General features: G+C 40.5%; 18 protein-coding genes and 7 tRNA genes. 7 read left to right on the top strand and 18 right to left on the bottom strand.

Annotation, left to right across the window (positions count from 1 at the left end):
* Positions 1-47: 47 nt before the first annotated feature.
* The 16 genes from nth to GQR38_RS08000 form a co-directional block, all read right to left on the bottom strand.
* The gene (gene nth / locus GQR38_RS08075) at positions 48-680 is read right to left on the bottom strand and encodes an endonuclease III (RefSeq protein ID WP_165721424.1); all 633 of its coding nucleotides are present in this window, start codon (positions 678-680) and stop codon (positions 48-50) included.
* A gap of 49 nt (positions 681-729) precedes the next feature.
* Complete coding sequence (locus tag GQR38_RS08070) at positions 730-1,428, bottom strand: electron transport complex subunit E (RefSeq protein ID WP_002962263.1); 699 nt, start codon at positions 1,426-1,428, stop codon at positions 730-732.
* The gene (gene rsxG / locus GQR38_RS08065) at positions 1,425-2,066 is read right to left on the bottom strand and encodes an electron transport complex subunit RsxG (protein WP_002962266.1); all 642 of its coding nucleotides are present in this window, start codon (positions 2,064-2,066) and stop codon (positions 1,425-1,427) included. Before rsxG ends, GQR38_RS08070 begins: the two co-directional genes overlap by 4 nt.
* Positions 2,063-3,121 carry an electron transport complex subunit RsxD gene (gene rsxD / locus GQR38_RS08060; RefSeq protein WP_024607244.1) on the bottom strand — a complete coding sequence of 353 codons (1,059 nt, stop codon included), beginning with the start codon at positions 3,119-3,121 and terminating at the stop codon, positions 2,063-2,065. The genes rsxG and rsxD overlap by 4 nt, the downstream gene beginning before the upstream one ends.
* Positions 3,118-5,460 carry an electron transport complex subunit RsxC gene (gene rsxC, locus GQR38_RS08055; protein WP_165721425.1) on the bottom strand — a complete coding sequence of 781 codons (2,343 nt, stop codon included), beginning with the start codon at positions 5,458-5,460 and terminating at the stop codon, positions 3,118-3,120. The genes rsxD and rsxC overlap by 4 nt, the downstream gene beginning before the upstream one ends.
* Positions 5,461-5,468: 8 nt before the next feature.
* A complete protein-coding gene (rsxB, locus tag GQR38_RS08050) occupies positions 5,469-6,023 on the bottom strand; it encodes an electron transport complex subunit RsxB (RefSeq protein ID WP_007585357.1) in 555 nt (184 codons plus the stop codon).
* 1 nt (position 6,024) lies between these two features.
* Positions 6,025-6,606, bottom strand: a complete 582-nt coding sequence (gene rsxA / locus GQR38_RS08045) for an electron transport complex subunit RsxA (protein WP_008172491.1) — start codon at positions 6,604-6,606, stop codon at positions 6,025-6,027.
* Between the two features lie 81 nt (positions 6,607-6,687).
* Positions 6,688-7,506: a transporter substrate-binding domain-containing protein gene (locus GQR38_RS08040; protein ID WP_165721426.1), complete on the bottom strand. Its 819-nt coding sequence runs from the start codon at positions 7,504-7,506 to the stop codon at positions 6,688-6,690.
* A 15-nt stretch (positions 7,507-7,521) separates the two neighbouring features.
* Complete coding sequence (locus tag GQR38_RS08035) at positions 7,522-9,465, bottom strand: GGDEF domain-containing protein (protein WP_165721427.1); 1,944 nt, start codon at positions 9,463-9,465, stop codon at positions 7,522-7,524.
* A gap of 148 nt (positions 9,466-9,613) precedes the next feature.
* Positions 9,614-9,690 (bottom strand) — tRNA-Asn (locus GQR38_RS08030).
* Positions 9,691-9,719: 29 nt separating this feature from the next.
* Positions 9,720-9,796: transfer RNA gene (locus GQR38_RS08025), tRNA-Asn, on the bottom strand.
* A 29-nt stretch (positions 9,797-9,825) separates the two neighbouring features.
* Positions 9,826-9,902 (bottom strand) — tRNA-Asn (locus GQR38_RS08020).
* A 21-nt stretch (positions 9,903-9,923) separates the two neighbouring features.
* A tRNA-Asn gene (locus GQR38_RS08015) sits at positions 9,924-10,000 on the bottom strand.
* 29 nt (positions 10,001-10,029) lie between these two features.
* A tRNA-Asn gene (locus tag GQR38_RS08010) sits at positions 10,030-10,106 on the bottom strand.
* A 21-nt stretch (positions 10,107-10,127) separates the two neighbouring features.
* Positions 10,128-10,204: transfer RNA gene (locus GQR38_RS08005), tRNA-Asn, on the bottom strand.
* A gap of 21 nt (positions 10,205-10,225) precedes the next feature.
* A tRNA-Asn gene (locus tag GQR38_RS08000) sits at positions 10,226-10,302 on the bottom strand.
* A gap of 1,052 nt (positions 10,303-11,354) precedes the next feature.
* Here GQR38_RS08000 and GQR38_RS07995 point away from each other — a divergent pair.
* From GQR38_RS07995 to GQR38_RS07975, 5 genes are all read left to right on the top strand, one after another.
* Positions 11,355-12,734: an MATE family efflux transporter gene (locus GQR38_RS07995; protein WP_165721428.1), complete on the top strand. Its 1,380-nt coding sequence runs from the start codon at positions 11,355-11,357 to the stop codon at positions 12,732-12,734.
* Positions 12,731-14,725 carry an excinuclease ABC subunit UvrB gene (uvrB, locus tag GQR38_RS07990; RefSeq protein ID WP_007583893.1) on the top strand — a complete coding sequence of 665 codons (1,995 nt, stop codon included), beginning with the start codon at positions 12,731-12,733 and terminating at the stop codon, positions 14,723-14,725. The genes GQR38_RS07995 and uvrB overlap by 4 nt, the downstream gene beginning before the upstream one ends.
* A 2-nt stretch (positions 14,726-14,727) precedes the next feature.
* Positions 14,728-15,666, top strand: a complete 939-nt coding sequence (locus tag GQR38_RS07985) for a class I SAM-dependent methyltransferase (protein ID WP_024592356.1) — start codon at positions 14,728-14,730, stop codon at positions 15,664-15,666.
* Positions 15,667-16,347, top strand: coding sequence for a tRNA (adenine(22)-N(1))-methyltransferase TrmK (locus GQR38_RS07980; RefSeq protein ID WP_165721429.1), 681 nt, complete (start codon positions 15,667-15,669; stop codon positions 16,345-16,347).
* Positions 16,348-16,448: 101 nt separating this feature from the next.
* Positions 16,449-17,471, top strand: a complete 1,023-nt coding sequence (locus GQR38_RS07975) for a hypothetical protein (RefSeq protein WP_101217392.1) — start codon at positions 16,449-16,451, stop codon at positions 17,469-17,471.
* Positions 17,472-17,475: 4 nt separating this feature from the next.
* Here GQR38_RS07975 and GQR38_RS07970 read toward each other — a convergent pair whose 3' ends face one another.
* Entirely contained in the window at positions 17,476-17,718 is a 243-nt protein-coding gene (locus tag GQR38_RS07970) for a hypothetical protein (RefSeq protein WP_010553668.1), read from the bottom strand.
* Between the two features lie 470 nt (positions 17,719-18,188).
* Here GQR38_RS07970 and GQR38_RS07965 point away from each other — a divergent pair, with 470 nt between their 5' ends.
* The gene (locus GQR38_RS07965) at positions 18,189-18,638 is read left to right on the top strand and encodes an isoprenylcysteine carboxylmethyltransferase family protein (protein WP_024592359.1); all 450 of its coding nucleotides are present in this window, start codon (positions 18,189-18,191) and stop codon (positions 18,636-18,638) included.
* 84 nt (positions 18,639-18,722) lie between these two features.
* On the opposite strand, the gene queC is transcribed toward GQR38_RS07965, so the two are convergent.
* A complete protein-coding gene (gene queC / locus GQR38_RS07960; protein WP_007583902.1) occupies positions 18,723-19,379 on the bottom strand; it encodes a 7-cyano-7-deazaguanine synthase QueC in 657 nt (218 codons plus the stop codon).
* Between the two features lie 145 nt (positions 19,380-19,524).
* On the opposite strand from queC, the gene queE reads away from it, so the two are divergent.
* Positions 19,525-20,190 (top strand): 7-carboxy-7-deazaguanine synthase QueE, encoded by a 666-nt coding sequence (gene queE, locus GQR38_RS07955; protein ID WP_101217394.1) that lies wholly within the window; start codon positions 19,525-19,527, stop codon positions 20,188-20,190.
* Positions 20,191-20,414: the final 224 nt, after the last annotated feature.

Raw genomic sequence — 20,414 nt, 5'->3', positions numbered from 1 at the left:
CTTCATTGCGCGAGGTAAACTCGCGACTACTTACCGCGCTTTTGGGGCTATTCCGTTTTTTCTTTAAACTCACACAGGTCTTCAATAATACAGCTGCCACATTTAGGTTTACGTGCTACGCAGGTGTAACGTCCGTGAAGAATCAACCAGTGATGCACGTCTACTTTAAATTCTTTTGGTACAACCTTTTCAAGCTTTTGTTCTACAGCGACAACATCTTTACCCATAGCGAGCTTGGTACGATTAGAAACACGAAATATGTGTGTATCTACGGCTATTACAGGCCAGCCAAAGGCTGTATTGAGTACAACATTAGCTGTTTTACGGCCAACGCCTGGTAGGGCTTCTAATGCTTCACGATTTTCTGGCACGATGCTGTTATGCTCATCCACCAAAATTTGGCACATTTTGTACACGTTGGCAGCTTTAGAATTAAATAAGCCGATGGTTTTTATATAATCACGCAGTGTATCGTGACCTAAGTCTAAAATGGCTTGTGGCGTATTAGCAACAGGGAACAACTTTCGAGTGGCTTTATTAACGCCTACATCGGTTGCTTGCGCTGAGAGTGTTACTGCTACTAGTAACTCAAACGGGCTTGAATATTCAAGCTCAGTAACTGGGTGCGGATTATCGTCGCGCAGGCGCGACAGTATTTGGTGACGTTTTTCTTTATTCATGCAACTTAAAACGTATTAGTGCTAATTGTTGCTCTAATACGTTTTCCCCTTAAGTTAAGCTAGTAACACGTGCTCGAGGGCCTTTTTCAGCCTCTGGCGGTGCAACTTGTTTTGATTTTATTTGTGCGTCGATTACGTTTTTAGCGGCAATAAGTAGCCCAAGTCCTAAAAAGGCACCCGGTGGTAAAATTGCGAGTAAAAATTGGTTATCAAAGTTAAATACTTCTATGCGCAAGCTCTGTGCCCATGGGCCAAGTAATAAGTCGGCACCGTCAAACAGCGTACCTTGGCCGATTAGTTCGCGCATAGTACCTAATACTAACAGTACAGCCATAAAGCCTAAGCCCATCATTAAGCCGTCAAATGCTGATAAATGAACAGGGTTTTTAGAGGCGTATGCTTCAGCGCGGCCAATAATGGCGCAGTTAGTTACAATCAACGGAATAAAAATTCCTAATGATTGATATAAACCAAAGGTGTAAGCGTTCATAAGTAATTGAACTATTGTTACAAAGCCCGCGATGATCATTACAAATACAGGTATACGAATATCTTTTGGCACCCAGTTACGCACAATTGATACGGTAACATTGGAGCCTATTAGTACGAGTAAAGTTGCTAAGCCTAAACCTAAGGCATTTGTTACAGTTGAGGTAACGGCAAGCAGTGGACATAAACCTAAAAGCTGTACAAGGGCAGGGTTATTTACCCATACACCTTCTTTGTATAATGTTTTTAACTCACTCATTTAGCTACCTCCATACATTCGGCATTAGGTGCTGCAAAAATATCATCAAAATTAGTTTGTGCGAACAATACGGCATTTTTAACAGAGCCCACAACAGCACGTGGCGTTATGGTCGCGCCTGTAAATTGATCAAACTGGCCGCCATCTTTTTTTACAGCCCAGCGAGCGTCTTCTTCGCCTTCAACCGTTAAGCTTTTAAATGTTGTGATCCAAAGTGATTTTTTAACTTCTACTTTGTCGCCTAAACCAGGGGTTTCTTCGTGTTTAGTGGTACGAACGCCAGCAATAGTGCCATCGCTCAACACAGCTGTTAACAGGTTTATATCGCCACTGTAGCCGTTTGGCGTAACATGCCTAATAACAACAGCGACTGGTTTATTGTTTTTACGAGCACGGTAAATTACCTGGTTTGCGTGTGGGCCTAGCTTTTCGTCAGTAATAATTACGCAATCTTGCGATAATTGATTGTCGTACGATTTTGGGTCGAGCACTTCTTGTAGCTGCGCAGTAAGTTGCAGTTGTTCTTGCTCTGCAATTTTATCGGCAGTAAGCGCGTTGATAGAGGCAACTAAGCCCGTTGTTGCTAACGCAAACGCAGTTAAAATAGCACCATTTTTAGCCATTGACGAAATGATCATTTTACTGCTCCATGGCCATAAGTACGTGGCTGTGTGTAGTAGTCTATTAGCGGCACTGCAATATTAATCAATAATACGCTAAATGCGATGGCATCAGGAAAACCACCAAAGGTACGAATTAAATAAATTAGTAAGCCAATTAGCGCGCCATAAATTAAGCGCCCTTTGTTAGTTGTTGCTGCAGATACCGGATCGGTTGCTATAAAAAAGGCACCCATCATAGTGGCACCACTTAATAAGTGAAATAGGGTGCCCGGCTCTGTACCAGGTGATGCGATATAACCAATAGCACTACATACAGCTAAAGTTACGATAAAACTGACAGGGATATGCCAGTTAATTATTTTTGCTTTTAATAAGTATAAACCACCCACTAAAAAGCCTAAGTTAACCCACACCCAACCAAGGCCAGCCCATTCGTTAAATAATGGCTTTTGCATGCTTTCGGTAACGGTTAAACCGTGTGCTATGTCTGTTTTAACAGTATCCAGCGGTGTTGCCATTGTTAGGCCATCAACCCCTGCACGTACTTGATCTAGGCTAAACCCAGAGGCCGTAAAATCGGTGAATATTAGCCTTAGCTGATCAGCAAAGCCTATTGGCGTATTTATTAAATCGGTGACAGGCAACCATGCGGTCATTTGCACTGGGAACGAAACTAAAAGCAGTACATAAGCCGCCATTGCTGGATTGAATAAATTAAACCCAAGGCCGCCATAAAGCTGTTTAACTATAACAATAGAAAATAAACAGCCAATAACGATTATCCACCAAGGGGCAAGTGGAGGGATACTCAATGCCAATAACACGGCAGTAAGCCACGCACTGCCATCACTTAATGCAGGCCAAACAGGGCGCTTTCGTATTAGCATTATTGCAGCTTCAAATACGCTTACAGCAACAAGCGCTAGTACCAGTTGAATAAGCACACCTGTACCAAAAAAGAAAACTTGAGCAATTAGCCCAGGAATACACGCAGCAATAACGCTAAGCATTAATCGCGTTAACGATTTATGGCTGTGATTATGCGGCGAACTGGCCATGGTTAATTTCATGACTGATTATTTCCTTCTTTTTGTAACTTTTTAGCTTTTGCTCTCGCAATTGCAGCAGCCACGGCGGCTTTTTTCTTATCGTCGGCTGATTTAGATTTATCTGCGTTAATAAGAACTGATGAGTCATCGGTGTTACTTTCTGCACTCTTAGGTGCTGCGCTATCAACTTGTAGCTCTTGGGGCTGAGTTTGTTCGGTAACATCTAGTGCTTTAGCCGCTTTTTTAGCTTTAGCACGAGCTATGGCCGCAGCTACCGCTGCTTTTTTATCATCAACGGGTGCCGCGCTTTGTGGCTCTTCACTCACGGTTTGCTCAGCTTCTTCTAATGCTTTAGCTGCTTTTTTAGCTTTTGCACGAGCAATGGCCGCCGCTACGGCTGCTTTTTTGTCATCAACAGGGGCATCAGTTTGTGGCTCTTCACTTACTGTTTGTTCAGCGTTATCTAATGCTTGTGCTGCCTTTTTGGCTTTAGCACGAGCAATGGCCGCAGCTACGGCTGCTTTTTTGTCATCAACAGGTGCATCAGTTTGTGGCTCTTCACTTGCTGCTTGTTCAGCGTTATCTAATGCTTGTGCTGCTTTTTTAGCTTTAGCTCGAGCAATGGCTGCAGCGACTGCTGATTTTTTATCATCAACGGGCGCAGTATCGGCCGATTCATCTGTTTGAGATTTTTGCTCTTTATATTTACGCGCTTGTTCTTTACGTAGTGCGCGCTCTTTTGCTACTTCGCTGTTGTCAGGTTCTAATTCAGCAGATTGATCGCCTAGCTTTTTAGCTTTAGCGCGTGCAATAGCGGCTGCAACAGCTGATTTTTCATCGCCGTTATCTGATTTATTTTTAACGCGGGCTAGTGCCTCTGCTACTTTTTGCTTTTCGTCAGCAGATTTAGCGGCAGGTTTACGTTTATGGCGGTTTTGACGTTCTTCTTGCTCGCGATCTAAACGCTCTTTTCGTGCATCAAAACGCTCTTTTGCTCTGTCGGCTTTAATTTTGTCAGCTTGTTGTTCTTTAATTTCAACTTTGGCTATACGGTAGTACTGTACAAGAGGGATTTCGCTTGGGCACACATATGCACAAGCACCACACTCAATACAGTCAAATAAATTATGCTCTTGTAGTTTGTCGTACTCTTTTGATTTAGCAAACCACTGCAATTGCTGTGGTAATAAAGAAGCAGGGCAGGCATCGGCACAAGCGCTACAACGTATACAGGCTTTTTCAGGGCCGGGCTCCGCAAGCTCTTTATGATCAGGCGCTAAAATACAGTTAGTTGTTTTAACTATGCCAATACGCACTGTGGGTAGCGTAAAGCCCATCATTGGGCCGCCCATTACAACACTTTGCTGCGGTACAGGTGAGAAACCTTGGCAATCAAGTAAATGCTTTATTTCAGTGCCAAGTAGTGCCCATACATTCCCAGGCTTATGAATAGTGTTACCTGTTACCGTAACTATACGTTCAATGAGTGGTTTACCTTCATAAACGGCTTGTTGTACGGCAAACAAAGTCCCGGTGTTATGCACTAAAATACCAATATCGGCAGGAATACCAATGCTAGGAACTTCACGGTTAGTAAGTAATTTAATTAATTGCTTTTCACCGCCAGATGGATAAATAGTGGGCACCGTTTGAATAATAATTTTTGAGTTATGCTCAGCTGCTTGCTTCATTGCTGCAATAGCTTCTGGCTTATTATCTTCTATACCCACAATGCACAGCGTTGGATTTAAAAGTTGCTGCATTATTTCAATGCCTTGGATAACTTCTTTAGCGTGTTCGCGCATTAAAACGTCATCGGCAGTAATATAAGGTTCGCACTCAACAGCATTTACAATTAAAAATTCGATAGGTTGCTTGGTATCTGCTTTTACATAAGTAGGAAAACCAGCACCACCCATACCGCTAATACCGGCTTGGTGAATAATATTTATCAGCTCGTCATGACTAAGCTCAGCAGGATTTTTATTTTTATTTAGAGCTACCCATTCGTCTTTGCCGTCTGGTTCAATAATAACACTTAGTTCAGGTAGGGCCGATGGGTGTGCTGATGGCATAGGTGCAATATCAGTAACCACGCCAGAGCTTGGCGCATGCACAGGTACCGACCAGTTAGCAGCAGGCGCTGTAAGTGGTTGACCTTTTAAGACGTGTTGGCCTTTTTCTACAAGTAACTTACCGTTTGCACCTATGTGCTGCTTAAGCGGAACAATGAGTTTGTCGGGCAAAGGTAGGCGAGTGATACTCGCACTATTAGAGAGTGATTTTTGTTGTGGTGGGTGTATGCCGCCAGGAAATGCCCACACGGTGCCTTTTTTTATTTGTTCAAGTAACTTGTCCACTCAAACCTCTAATCTATTTGTGTAACAGGAATAGCATCTAGCTGCCATTTCCAGTTTTGTTTAGTTTCGGCTACAGGTAGCATATCAATGCAATCTACAGGGCAAGGCTCAACACATAAATCACAGCCAGTACATTCATCAATTAATACAGTGTGCATTTGACGAGTTGCGCCCAAAATAGCGTCAACCGGGCAGGCTTGAATACATTTGGTACAGCCAATACATTCATCTTCGCGAATATAAGCCACTGTTTTTATAGGTTCTGCTTGCTCGCCACCGGCAAGTGGTTTTTCATCAACACCCATTAAGCCGGCAAGCTTTTTCATGGTTGATTCGCCGCCCGGTGGGCATTTATTTATTTCATCGCCATTGGCTATGGCTTCGGCGTAAGGGCGACAACCCGGGTAGCCACATTGTCCGCATTGAGTTTGCGGCAAAATAGTATCAATTTGCTCAACAATAGGGTTACCTTCAACGCGAAAGCGAATTGCTGCAAACCCTAAAATAAGTCCAAAAATGAGTGCTAGCGAACCAATCGCTATCAAGGCATAAAACAAGGTCATATTAAAACTTCACTAATCCAGTAAAACCCATAAACGCCATCGACATTAAGCCTGCAGTGATCATTGCAATAGAGGCGCCTTTAAAAGGCGTAGGAACGTCAGCAGCGGCTAAACGCTCTCGTAGTGCTGCAAACAATACAAGCACTAAAGAAAAACCAACCGCAGCACCAAAACCATACACTGCAGATTGTAAAAACGAATGATCTTCTTTGATATTTAATAAAGCCACACCTAATACCGCACAGTTAGTGGTGATCAGCGGTAAAAATATGCCTAATAAACGATATAGAGTAGGGCTTGTTTTACGCACAACCATTTCGGTAAATTGCACTACAACGGCAATCACTAAAATAAAGCTCATGGTGCGTAAAAAGGCGATATCCAGAGGGATTAAAATATATTGATTAACTAAATAGCTAGTTACAGAGGCAAGAGTAAGCACAAACGTGGTTGCCAAAGACATACCAATCGCCGTATCAAGCTTACCTGATACGCCCATAAACGGACATAAGCCTAAAAATTGTACTAATACAAAGTTATTAACCAGAACGGTTCCAATCAATAACAAGACATATTCTGTCATGTGTGCCTCACGCTATAATAAACGTGGGTATTATCCTTTTTTCTTTATCGATTAACAACACATGAGAAGCAAATAAACGACTCAATCAGTAATGATATTAAAGTGACTTAAGATTTCAGGTGTAATTAGAATAGGATCGATATTATACGGCTTTAAAATATCTTTAAATTGATCGTGTTCTTGGTATAAATCTAATAGTGCTTTATTAAATAGGGCAATTTGTTCAGGAGATAATTGAATTTTATTAAAACCAATAAAATAGGGGGATTCGCTTTGTAAAAAGGCCAAATTAACATGATGTAAGTTAAATTGTTTTAGCCTAGCGCGTGCTTGTAAAGTATTGGCAAAGTATCCATCTATACGGTTGTTTTCTATCATTTTCACACCCGTACCATTGGCATCGGTGAGTAAAACAATATCAAATTCCCTCAATCCGTCTTTAATCATTTGTTGCTGTATTTTGATTAGTTGAAAAGATGCATTTGAAGGGCCAAAAACAGCAATTTGCATTTTTTGTAGATCATTGAGGCTTTTGATGGTTTTTTTTGCACCCTCAGGTTGAAAAAATCCATATTGCATTTTCATAAGCGGGATCGAAAAATAAAGCCATTCGTTGCGGTCAAGATTCCAGCCCATAGGAAAGTTTCCTTGAGCTTGCAGGTTTTTTAGCATGAGCTTAGAGCGACGATTTGGTACGCTGACAAACTCACATTTATAATTGAGGCGTTTACACGCTAAGGTAAGTATATCAACAAAGGGGCCAGCGGCATTATCGTGTTCATCAACAAATGAAAATGGAGGATAGTTGTGAGTGCTAAAAACTAATTCTTTTTGCGGGGCGTTTGCGTACAAACTCAAAGGCATAATAAAAAGTATAATAAAGGTAATTACTCTTTTCATGATGCCTCCAATAGACTATATGTCTTTAGGTTTTTCTATGTAATAACCTTGAACGCCATCTAAACACAACGTTTCTATAATGTGCTTTTCTTCTTGGCTCTCAACGCCCTCAGCAAATACACTAACACCAATGCGGTGAGCTAAATCGACCATTAAGCGCATAAAGTACTGATTGTTTTTATCGTCTTCGAGGCCGCGAGTATAACTTGCGTCCATTTTAATAAAGTCAGGTTTTAAATCGCGGAAAAACTTAAATGAAGTTAAGCCAACACCAAAACGTTCAACTGTAACGCGTGCGCCAACACGGTGAACCATGTCGATAAAGCGCTTACTAGCCTTGATGTTTTGCTGTAAACCAAACTCACTTACTTCAAATACTAGTTTAGATGCAATATGCGTATCTTTCAATAATCGGCGCTCTAGCCAAATTACAAACTGATCGTTGTGTGCACTAGAGGCTGTTACGTTTAAACCAAAAAACTTTTCAGATAAATTACGGCTTTTAACCTTTTCAAGAGAAGAGTCTATTATCAGGCGATCAATTTCTATTGCCATATCAAGCTTTTCGGCCATCGCTAAAAAAGAAGCGGTAGGCAGTACTTGATTGTCTTCTGTTTTAAATCGAACTTGTACTTCAGCGTAGGCTTTTATGCTTTTACCAAGCGGCATAATGTTTTGCATTACCAAATGCACGCGCTTAGATTCAATAACTTCTTTAATAACCTTACGCCAGTTTTGATTACCAAAACCCGCACTTACGTTATTAACTAAATCGGTTTCGCGTTGTACGTGCCATGCGTTTACTTGTTTTGATTGCGCCATACTCATCGCGTTATCAACAACAGAAAGCAATTCGCCTAACGGCTTACCTTTTTCGTAACCTACAATACCTGTATTTGCTACCGAGCTTAACTCTTGGTTTTGTTGGTACTGCGTGAAGCGCGATTGCAGGTTTTCACCAAAGCGCTCAGCTTCTTTTAAAGGAATGTGGGGTAGTACGACAGCAAAGTCAGAGCTGTTTAATCTAAATACTTGGCTGCCAGTGTAAGTGCCGCTTATGTGCTTAATAATATCGGCAACGCCTTTAACGTACTCATCACCTTTTTGATAACCACGGCTTTGGTTTATAGCTTGTAGTTCGCTACAACGAACCATAGCTAAAGAACCAAATGTACTTTGCTCAGTGTTTTCAATGTTTTTTTCGTAATACTCAACAAACATATTACGATTACCAAGCGAGGTAATTACATCTTTGTACGCTTCATGCTTAATAGTCATAGCAGCGCTTTGTATGTCTTCGTTTTTGTTTTTTAAGAAATGTGATAATCGATTAAAGCTAGGTACTAAATCTTTTCCCATTTTTTTCAATCGAGTGCCATCTAGTGCTGTTTCTAAATCATTATCAACTTGGTTTTGATTGATATAAATATCGATAATGTCAGCAACTGTTGTACTTATGTTTTTATTTAAATGGTAAAAAATAGATTTCATTAGAATTATTGGAATAATAACTAAAATGGCAGAAATCAAAATAACAATAAAAAGGGACGTTTGTAGCTGCGACGCTAAATGCTCAATGTTAAGTACAAATTCAACTTTTATATCTGAGGCGTCATTTACAGCAAATTGAGGGCGCACTGAGTTAAAGTTAGAGAGTACAAAATCAGCAAACATTGGTAATTGAGTAGGGGGGTTAATACTAAATATTTCAGCCCCTTGGTAATCTCTTAGAGTGAAGCTTGAAAACGTTTTACCATCTGCAATTGATTGTTTTAGATTTTTAGCAGAAATATCGTCTAAAGAAAGGTCATTAATATACTTAGTAACAGTAGTTTGCGCACTTTTTTGTGCATCACTTACCGCAGTATCAAAGCTTATAGATATGAAGTAGCTTCCTGCTGCAACACACAATAACCAAGAGATAATTTGTATAAAAATAAGTTTTTTAAATCCAGCCATGTTTTCAGTCTTTTAATAATTCAAAAGGGAAGGAATCAAGTCCTTGATTAATAAACTAAGTACAGCGCATCAAGGAATAAACTAATGCTTTAGTTATATAAGGAAGAGTAGTGGAATTAGCTTGAGATGTCTATGAAATTCTTAGAATTGGCTCCCCCTCCCCGACTCGAACGGGGGACCTGCGGATTAACAGTCCGTCGCTCTAACCAACTGAGCTAAGGGGGAACTAAAGTAGTGATATTATTATGATGATTTGGCTCCCCCTCCCCGACTCGAACGGGGGACCTGCGGATTAACAGTCCGTCGCTCTAACCAACTGAGCTAAGGGGGAACTAAAGTAGTGATATTATTATGATGATTTGGCTCCCCCTCCCCGACTCGAACGGGGGACCTGCGGATTAACAGTCCGTCGCTCTAACCAACTGAGCTAAGGGGGAACTACATCATAAACATAAACTTGGCTCCCCCTCCCCGACTCGAACGGGGGACCTGCGGATTAACAGTCCGTCGCTCTAACCAACTGAGCTAAGGGGGAACTAAAGTAGTGATATTATTATGATGATTTGGCTCCCCCTCCCCGACTCGAACGGGGGACCTGCGGATTAACAGTCCGTCGCTCTAACCAACTGAGCTAAGGGGGAACTACATCATAAACATAAACTTGGCTCCCCCTCCCCGACTCGAACGGGGGACCTGCGGATTAACAGTCCGTCGCTCTAACCAACTGAGCTAAGGGGGAATCGTTTATGGTTGAAAAACTTGGCTCCCCCTCCCCGACTCGAACGGGGGACCTGCGGATTAACAGTCCGTCGCTCTAACCAACTGAGCTAAGGGGGAAGCGTCTTGCCTTTCAACGGGGCGAAATATTAATGACCGCGCCGCAAAGTGTCAACATATAAAAGTCATAAATTGAAAAAAGAGGTTTATTCGTTGTTTTTGTGTTCGATCTGCGTGTTTTATAGCTCTATTAAAGTTACTTTTTTAAAAATTTAAGAATAACAATGTGACTTTTATTATTGCTGAGTCTTCAAATTGGTTAAATTAAACACGGTATTAAAGTGGCTTGTTATTAAAAAACAACTCAAAAACATAAAAACTCATTTTTTACTTAGCGATATTTTTCGTATTTAATTCGTTTTTTGTTTTAATTTTCTAAAAATATACCTATGAGTATATTCACAGAAATATTTTTTGATCTAAATTGTGATCTAATCACTATGTATAAAATGAGTATTTGTTTTATCCGTTCAAAAATAGAGCAATCAATAACTTAACTTTGTATTAAACGTTTTTTTAAACCTAACGTACAACTATGTTAAGAAGAAAAATTGGTGAGCTACAGTTTTTAGCGTGAGTTTATAAAAATGCCACAATTAACAAATGGTCAATTGGTTGGATATCACCGAAAATGGAGGCTCTCTCAAAGCCTTTATAAATGCGGGTTTGAATGAGTTATCCACGGTTTCTGTGGATAACTCTGTTTATGAAACTTTAAGAACATCATCGGCACCAATGGTTTAGGGTGCTACAACGATTTCAAGCTTTTAAATCATTATTTTTAATTTAATATAAAACAATGAGTTATGATTTGATGCTGAATGTATGCAACTCGATGAGGGAATTTTTTCGTAACGATAAACCAAGCAGTACCTTTGTGTAAAAAAGCATCATATATCACTGGGTGTTTGTAATAAAAGTTATAAAAATGTGTTTTAATTGGTTTTTGGTGTGTTTAGGCTCTATTTTAACAAAAAGAAGCAAAAACTAAGTTTTACTATTTTTTCGAATCTTTACTTCTTTAATTACTTCAATTGTAGTGATAAATCCGTGGCTTGAACTGCCTTGATGCTTTAAAATGATTCGTTCAGTAAAAGAGGCCTATTTATTTCATGCGCGCAATTTCAAAATCCCAGACTCGCCCAGATTTACTAAACGATCCCATCTTGCCCACATTAAAGACGATGACCATCCCGATGATATTCGGCATGATCACGCTAATGATGTTCAATATTGTCGATACATTCTTTATAAGTTTACTAGGCACTGAGCCGCTTGCAGCGGTGAGCTTTACATTTCCGGTTACCTTTACCGTTATTAGCTTAGCAATCGGGCTGGGGATCGGTACATCGGCGGTAATAGCAAAAGCGCTCGGTAGTGATAAAATAGATGAAGCGCGTTTTGACGCCAGTATTTCTTTAATGGTTGGTGTGGTTCTGGTTATTGTGTTGTCATCTGTTGGGTATTTACTGATTGACCCCATATTTACTTTGCTAGGAGCGGGCGCACAAGTATTGCCGTTAATACACGAATACATGAATATATGGTTTATTGGTAGTGTATTTTTAATAACCCCAATGATTGGTAACTCGGTACTGCGCGCCAGTGGCGATACAAAAACGCCGAGTTTAGTAATGGGTGGAGCTGGGCTTATAAATGCCGTACTCGACCCTATATTGATATTTGGTTTTGGGCCAGTACCAGCGTTAGGTATTCAAGGCGCGGCCATAGCAAGCGTTATTGCATGGTCGGTTGCTGTGGTTATTATTTTATATATATTAGCTGTTAAAAAGCGCTTGTTGAGCCTAAAAGCAGGCAAGCAAACAGTGACGGGCGCTATTCGTAAAATATTAAAAATTGGTTTGCCTGCTGCCGGCGCAAACATGCTTACACCCGTTGCAATGGCCGTAATGACCGCTATGGTTGCGCATCACGGGCCAGAGGCCGTAGCTGCATTTGGAGTGGGAAGTAGAATAGAATCTATTGCAAGTATATTAGTGCTTGCACTATCGATGACATTACCGCCATTTGTTAGCCAAAACTTTGGCGCTGGCAAATTATGCCGCGTTAAAGAAGCGTATACCGGCACACTAAAATTTGTAATGGTATGGCAATTTGCCATTTACGTATTACTCATTGCATTTTCAGGTGTTATAAGCCAATTATTTGGTAAAGAACAAGCTGTAATAGATGTAATTAAACTCTTTATTTATACCATCCCGCTAAGTTATGGCTTACAAGGGGTGATCATATTATCAAATTCATCGTTTAATGCTTTACACAAACCAATGTACGCATTGGTATTAAGTGTCATTCGGTTATTCATATTTTATGTACCATTTGCTTATGTAGGCAACGAAATAGCCGGATTATTAGGGCTATTTATTGGCGCTGCTTTAGGTAACTTATTTACAGCAATAGTGGCATACAAATGGTTTATGAAAAAACTAGAAGCGCTGAGCGGCGAATCGTTACAGGAGTGCAATAATTGAGCGACCATTTTCAGTTAAAATCACATTTTAAACCAGCAGGCGATCAGCCCACAGCGATTAAGCAGCTATGTGAAGGATTAGAAGCAGGCCTTGCACACCAAACTTTATTAGGTGCCACCGGTACAGGTAAAACCTTTACCATGGCTAATATTATTAACGATTTAAACCGTCCAACAATAATAATGGCGCACAATAAAACGCTTGCCGCGCAGCTATACGGGGAAATGAAAGAGTTTTTCCCTAAAAATGCGGTTGAGTATTTTGTATCGTATTACGATTACTACCAGCCAGAAGCCTATGTTGTATCTAGCGACACATTTATTGAAAAAGATGCCTCAATAAACGAGCATATAGAACAAATGCGTTTAAGTGCGACCAAAGCACTGCTTGAGCGTCGCGACACCATTATTGTGGCGTCGGTATCGGCTATTTATGGTTTGGGCGACCCTAAATCATACATGAAAATGATGCTACTTTTAAAAGTGGGCGAAAAAGTAGACCAACGCGACATGCTACGTCGCCTAGCTGAAATACAATACACCCGCAACGATATAGATTTTAGCCGTGGTACATATCGTGTACGTGGTGAAGTGGTTGATATATTTCCTGCAGAATCTAGCACCTTCGCAATTCGCGTAGAAATGTTTGATGACGAAATAGAGCGCTTGAGTATTTTTGACCCGCTTACTGGCGCCGTCGAAAAACATATAATACGCACCACTATCTACCCAAAAACACACTATGTTACCCCGCGTGAAAAAATACTCGGTGCTATCGATAAAATACAAGAAGAACTAAAAGATCGAAGAGCCCAGTTACTCAGTGCTAATAAATTAGTAGAAGAGCAACGCGTAACACAGCGTACGCAATACGATATAGAAATGATGCGAGAGCTAGGTTATTGCTCTGGTATAGAAAACTACAGCCGCTATTTATCGGGCCGTACGCCGGGCGATCCGCCACCCACATTGCTTGATTATCTCCCAGACGACGCATTGATGATTATTGATGAATCGCACGTAACCGTATCGCAAATTGGCGCAATGTATAAAGGCGACAGAAGCCGAAAAGAAAACCTAGTTGAGTATGGCTTCAGAATGCCCTCAGCAATGGACAACAGGCCGCTGCGCTTTGAAGAATTTGAAGCTATTTCACCACAAACAATTTATGTATCGGCAACGCCAGGCGACTTTGAGTTAGACCGTTGTGTGGGCGCAATCGCAGAGCAAGTAATTCGCCCAACTGGGCTGCTTGACCCACTTATTGAAGTGCGCCCGGTGGGCGATCAGGTTGATGACTTACTTTCAGAAATTTATAAAAGTGTAGAGAAGGGCGAACGCGTACTTGTAACCACTTTGACCAAACGTATGTCTGAGGATTTAACCGATTACTTAAGTGAGCACGACGTAAAAGTGCGTTACTTACATTCAGACATAGACACGGTTGAACGCGTTGAAATTATTCGTGATTTACGTGCAGGCGTGTTTGATGTGTTAGTGGGTATTAACTTACTTCGAGAAGGTCTGGATATGCCAGAGGTGGCGCTAGTAGCCATACTTGATGCCGATAAAGAAGGCTTTTTACGCTCAGCGCGTTCAATCATTCAAACCATTGGTCGTGCTGCACGTCACTTAGATGGCCGCGCTATTTTATACGGCGATAAAATTACAAAATCGATGGCTAAGGCCATGGACGAAACAGCGCGCAGACGCGAAATTCAGCATGCTTATAATATAGAACACGGTATTGAACCGCATTCACTAGCCAAAAAGATTCTTGATGCGATGGATGTAGGCGAAGAAGCCGGCCCTAAAGATAACCTTAGACTTGTTCGTAAAGACTCTAAAAAGGTACTTAGTGCGAAAGAAATTACAGTGCAAATTAAGCAGCTTGAAACCAAAATGCATGCATACGCAAGCGATCTGGAATTTGAAAAAGCGGGCTCTGTTCGCGATGAAATACATGAACTACAACAACAGTTGATTAATTAAAAATGACAGCAAACTTTACTCCTCTTATTACTGCGCTTGAAGATGCGCCAATTTTAAAAAATGAACTGTGCCGTGTTTTTCATGGCCGTGGCCATAGTGTTGAGGCGTTAAGTCATATTAATTTAGACTTTTATCCGCCAAGTTTGTTTTTGGTTTCGTACGACGAAATTGACGAACAAACACTAAGCGAGCTTACCGATGTTGTGTGGCAGTGGGCACAAAAAAACCAGCCAGAGCTTATTAGCTCACTTGTGTATCAGCAACGCGCTGGCGTGCAAAGCCAAAACACCGTGGTTTATGGGCAATTACCTAACCCGCATGTTGTAACCGAAAACGGCATTCGTTTTTTGGTTGATTTACAGAGCCGTCAAAATACCGGAATATTTCCCGATATGCGCAGCGGCCGTGAGTTTGTAATGGCTAATAGTAAGCATGGCAAAGTGCTTAATTTATTTTCGTACACGTGTGGGTTTTCGCTTGCAGCAATGCAAGGCGGAGCAGATCATGTAATGAATATGGATATGAGCAAAGGTGTACTTAAAGTCGGCAAGCAAAACCATCAATTAAATGGTTTTGAGCGTGGCGTAAGTTTTTTACCTCACGATATTTTAAAGTCGTTTGGAAAACTAAAAAAAGCAGCCCCGTTTGACTTAATAATAGTTGATCCGCCAAGCTTTCAAAAAGGCAGCTTTATATTAACTAAAGACTATCAAAAAGTGCTGCGCAGGTTGCCAGAGCTACTTTGTGATACCACACAATTGTTATTGTGCGCTAATAGCCCAGAGCTTAGCGAAGAGGCGTTTAAGGCGTTAATAAACGAGCACACCCAAGGCGCAATTGAATTTGTTGAGCGCCTAGCCCCTACCGAGCGTTTTATTGAAGTAGACAGCGACAGAAGCTTAAAAGCACTTATCTACAAAACGTCACAATCTGCTGATTAAATGAAGCTCAGCAAACGCCTAACTGCCATTGATACATTAATTTCGCAGCATCACGATATTATTTGGGATTGCTGCTGCGACCATGGTTATTTAGGCATGGCGCTATTAAAACGCGCAGCTGCAAACCAGGTTATTTTTGTAGATATAGTCGCCACTTTAATGAACGACCTAGAAACGCAATTATCATCTATTAATAAATTACAAAAAACCTGTAATAAAAATCCGCAGTGGCAGGTCTTATGTCAGGATGTAGGCAAAATTGAAATTGCTCAAAATAAAAGCCAAGTAGTTGTAATAGCAGGTGTTGGCGGTGAGCTGTTGTTAAGTTTAATACAACAAATTATTGCTAATAATGCAGTGGAGCATTTAAATAATGTTCGGTTTATTTTATGCCCAGTGCATCACACTTATAAGTTGCGAGTCGGTTTAAAGCAATTAGGTTTAGGGCTTGTAAGTGAGCAAATAGTTTACGACAACAAACGTTTTTATGAAGTGATTGAAGTGAGCTTTAGTAGCAATAATGAGATTAGTCACACCGGTAATAAAATGTGGGATTTTAGTAGTGCAGAGCACGCTATGTACCAGCGGCAACTCATAAATCATTATAATAAAATGCTCAATAAAGATAAGCCATACTATCAAAAAGTTATAACAGACTATCAAGAACTCACCGATAGTTAAAAAAGCCCGAAAGTAGGGCGTACATGTGATCTAATTACGACATTGACGACGTAATGTGTTCATAGTTTATATCGCACAACGCGAGTTTATTTGGTTTATTTATGTCAGATAACAAGAGTCACATTAATCATTTGCTTAGCAATGAGCAAAAATGGCAACACAGCTACGAGCAACCTATTTCTTATGCACCCCTTGTGCAATTGGCTAATAGTAGCTGGGTAGTGCCACAACATTTTTTACGTTACAAGCACACGCTTGAAAGCGTAAACGAAGTGCTTGAGAGTATAGAATTTTCGGCTCACTTTAGGGTGCTTGCTGCACAAAAAGGTGAAGAAATTTACCTGCAAGTAGCAGTGCTGAGCCCAGATAACTATCAAAAAAGTGCATCTGCAAATGAAGGCAAAGCCAAAAAGCTATTATTTGGCAGACGCTGGATAGTAGAGGAAAACTTACCTACTTCAGAACTTATTCAAACTGCATTTTTAGCGTTAAAAGTAGCGCGTGAACATGAAGTAAGAGAGCTTTTTCAGTTAATGCAAAGCGGCGCAACAAGTACGCCATTTAATAACCATCACGACTTACCGGTAATGGCGCAAAACCCTGAGCTTGTTAAAAGTGAAAGTGCTGAAAGCCGTGTTGATGAAGTGCTTAAACGTATTGTATTTGCAGGAAAAAGTATTGAGCTTAAGAGCCAGCAGCAAATAGCCGAGCAACATTTATATACTGTTGAGCTGTTGTGTGAAGATTGCCAACTTAGCGAGTTTAATAAAAAAACAATCGCGTTTTTAACAGCAGATCCATCCGCTAATAGCTTTTTACACGCCTTAATTACAGCATTAGTAGCCACAAGCAATGATTACGTAAACGAGCAATTTAAGTACAAAGGTTTTGCCCGCTTTAGTAAACACGTTGTGGTTGAGCAAATAGGTAACTTAAGTATCGCTATGCGCTCGCCAAGTACTGTAGGGCTTTGCTCTATGGGTAAGCAACATGCTAACCAGTTAAATTTTGAGATAGACAGCGGGCGAGCACCACAGGGCTGCGGGCAAGCTATTGGTGGGTTTTTAGCTGCTCATGGCATTGAGCAGCCAGAAAATGCACATTTATATCCAAATTACTTATAACAATTTAAAGCTTATTAATTTCATCTTTAACGTTAAAGCTTGAATCAGTAACAATAGCCTCAAGTGTTTGTACACGCTCTTTTAATGCAAGCACTTGTGCGTTTGTTTCAGCTAATTGTTTATGGGCATCGCTGTTGTTGTTTTGCATTTTATGCTTAAACTCAAGATGCTTTTTATACATATCGTAAACCACTCCTGAGCCAACCGAAATTAGCACAATAAGTACAATCATCGTAGTTCCAGACATAATCTCATTCCTTATCATTTTATTATTCGTTTATGGTTAAAGTATAACCTTTAAGCGCTTTTGATAAAGCTGACAATTGTAACTTAATTTGTATACTTTACTTAAGCTCAGGTTTGAGCGTGTTCATCATTTATACACTTCAGATATTGTTTAATGGCTAGGGCGTGTTAATCTTTGTGGATTGAAATTTGTTCAATCTAGGGGCGATTAAATCGCGGCGCGAGGTTTGTAACCTAGTGGGCTAAGTAAAAACCGAGCAACAAAGAGTTAATCGTCCCTAGAAAGAACCCAAAGGGCAGCGCATGTTTGGTCTTTATGCTGCGTTATCGCCTATTTATGGGGGATAGCCACACTACATAGGCTCTGCCTTGCCTAAAAACCAAACATACTGCTGCAAATTCAATCACCAAAGAACAACACGCCCTAATCTCCATATAATAAACATACTTTAGCCAATACAGTGAGTTGCCATGTTAAATAATAAAATACCTCCCGTTATTGTTGTGCTGTTTTTTGCAGGCATAATGGCGCTTATTGCGCATTACAGTGTTATTGATTTCACCGCATTTATTACCTACTTAGCAGCAAGTTTAGTCATTATAGGGTGTGTTTTTTGTATTGCAGGGGTGGTGAGTTTTAAAATAGCAAACACCACTGTAAACCCTAATAAACCTGAGCAAGCGACAAAACTTATTACTAGCGGTATTTATCGGATTTCGCGTAACCCAATGTACGTAGGTTTTGCATTTATTTTAGCAGGGTGGGGTATTTGGTTAAGTTCCTTGTGGGCACTTTTATGTATTATAGGGTTTATTGCGTATTTAACGTTTTTTCAAATAATACCCGAGGAGCGTGCGCTCACTAAATTATTTGGCGAAGAGTTTACCGCCTATAAAGCGCGCGTAAAACGCTGGTTGTAATCTCTACGTTAAAATTAAACAAAAAAAGGCTATCGATGATAGCCTTTTTTATTTACAGCAATTGTATTACTAATTAATTGGTGCTTATTCGTATTCTAACGGGTCTGTAATGTTATTTAGTGCAAATGCTTCAAGGCGTTCTTGGCACGCGCCACATTTACCACAGGCCTTTTCACGGCCGTTATAACAAGTCCATGTTTGGCTGTAATCTAATCCCATTTCAATACCGTCGGTTAAAATACCAATTTTAGTATTGTTTAAGTATGGGCTAAAAATTTCTACAGCGTCGTAGTTAGCAATACGACACACATCATCCATTTTTTGCACAAATTCAGGACGGCAGTCAGGGTAAATAGCATGATCCCCAGAGTGAGCGCCGTAATAAACTTGGCCAGCTTTAAGAGATACCGCGTAACCAACAGCAAGCGAGAGCAAAATCATATTACGATTAGGTACAATCGTACTTTTCATGCTTTCTTCTTCGTAATGGCCTTCAGGCACATCAATGTCATCAGTAAGTGATGAGCCACCAATAAGTTGGTTAATCGCCGAAATATCAACAATTTTGTGTGGAACGTTTAATTTTTCACACACACTTGCCGCCACTTTAAGCTCTTTTACATGACGCTGACCATAGTCAAATGATAGGGCATATACATCATGGCCTTGTTGCAGGGCTTTATTTAATACGGTAAATGAGTCCATACCGCCGGAATAAATAACAACTACTTTTTGCGTCATATCTGTTTTGCTCTTAGTTTTAATAGAGGTTTATATCAGGGCGCGATATACTACACGCCCGCAGCTTAAATAACAATTTTTGCACAGCGCTTTTTGGTTTTTTAATAGTAGCAATTTGGCTGCTAGGTAGTAAGTGAGATCTCTTTTGTACAAAATTAATGAAGTGTTTGAAACCATTCAAGGTGAAGCTAGCTTTACTGGCACACCCTCAATATTTTTACGCCTGCAAGGCTGCCCAGTAGGCTGCTCTTGGTGCGACACCAAGCAAACGTGGGATGTTGATAATGTATATAAAGTATCACTGGACGAAACCGTAGAAAAAAAAGCCGACTCAGATCATTGGGCTAACGCCAGTGCAGAGCAAATTTTAGCGTTGTTTCAATCACGAGGTTATACCGCAAAACACGTAGTTATTACTGGCGGCGAGCCATGTATGTTCGACTTAAATCCAGTATGTAATTTATTGCACGAGCACGGCTTTAGTACACAAATAGAAACCAGCGGCACGTTTGAAATACTCGCCCCAGAGCAAACATGGGTAACGGTATCGCCTAAAATAAACATGCGCGGCGGTTATGAAGTACTTACCAGCGCAATGAAGCGTGCCAACGAAATTAAACACCCCGTTGCTATGCAAAAGCACGTAGAAGAGCTAGAAGCGTTATTTGCTAAAACAGGCGTTAATCCAAAGCTTGTTTACTTACAGCCAATTAGCCAAAAAGTATCAGCAACCAAATTAGCAATCGACACCTGCATTGCCAAAAACTGGCGCCTATCAATACAAGTACATAAGTATTTAGGAATTAGTTAAAGAGCAGCTTAAAGTTATAGTACGTAGGTTGGGTAGAGCGTAGCGAAACCCAACAAATCTTCAATTTCACACCGTTTTACAACAACGCTCTATGATATTTAAATACGTAGGTCGGATAAGCGAAGCGCCATCCGACAACCCTGTACTTTATAGCCTGAACTTTATAACCTAAGATTACATCTACCCTAAAGCTCATATCTTCTTCGTTAATTGTGCTAATTAGT

Source organism: Pseudoalteromonas sp. c7(2019) (genome assembly GCF_011378625.1).
In the GTDB taxonomy this organism is placed as follows: domain Bacteria; phylum Pseudomonadota; class Gammaproteobacteria; order Enterobacterales; family Alteromonadaceae; genus Pseudoalteromonas; species Pseudoalteromonas arctica.
Note: the sequence above shows the minus strand (reverse complement) of the source record. Positions and strands in the feature narration are given on the sequence as shown.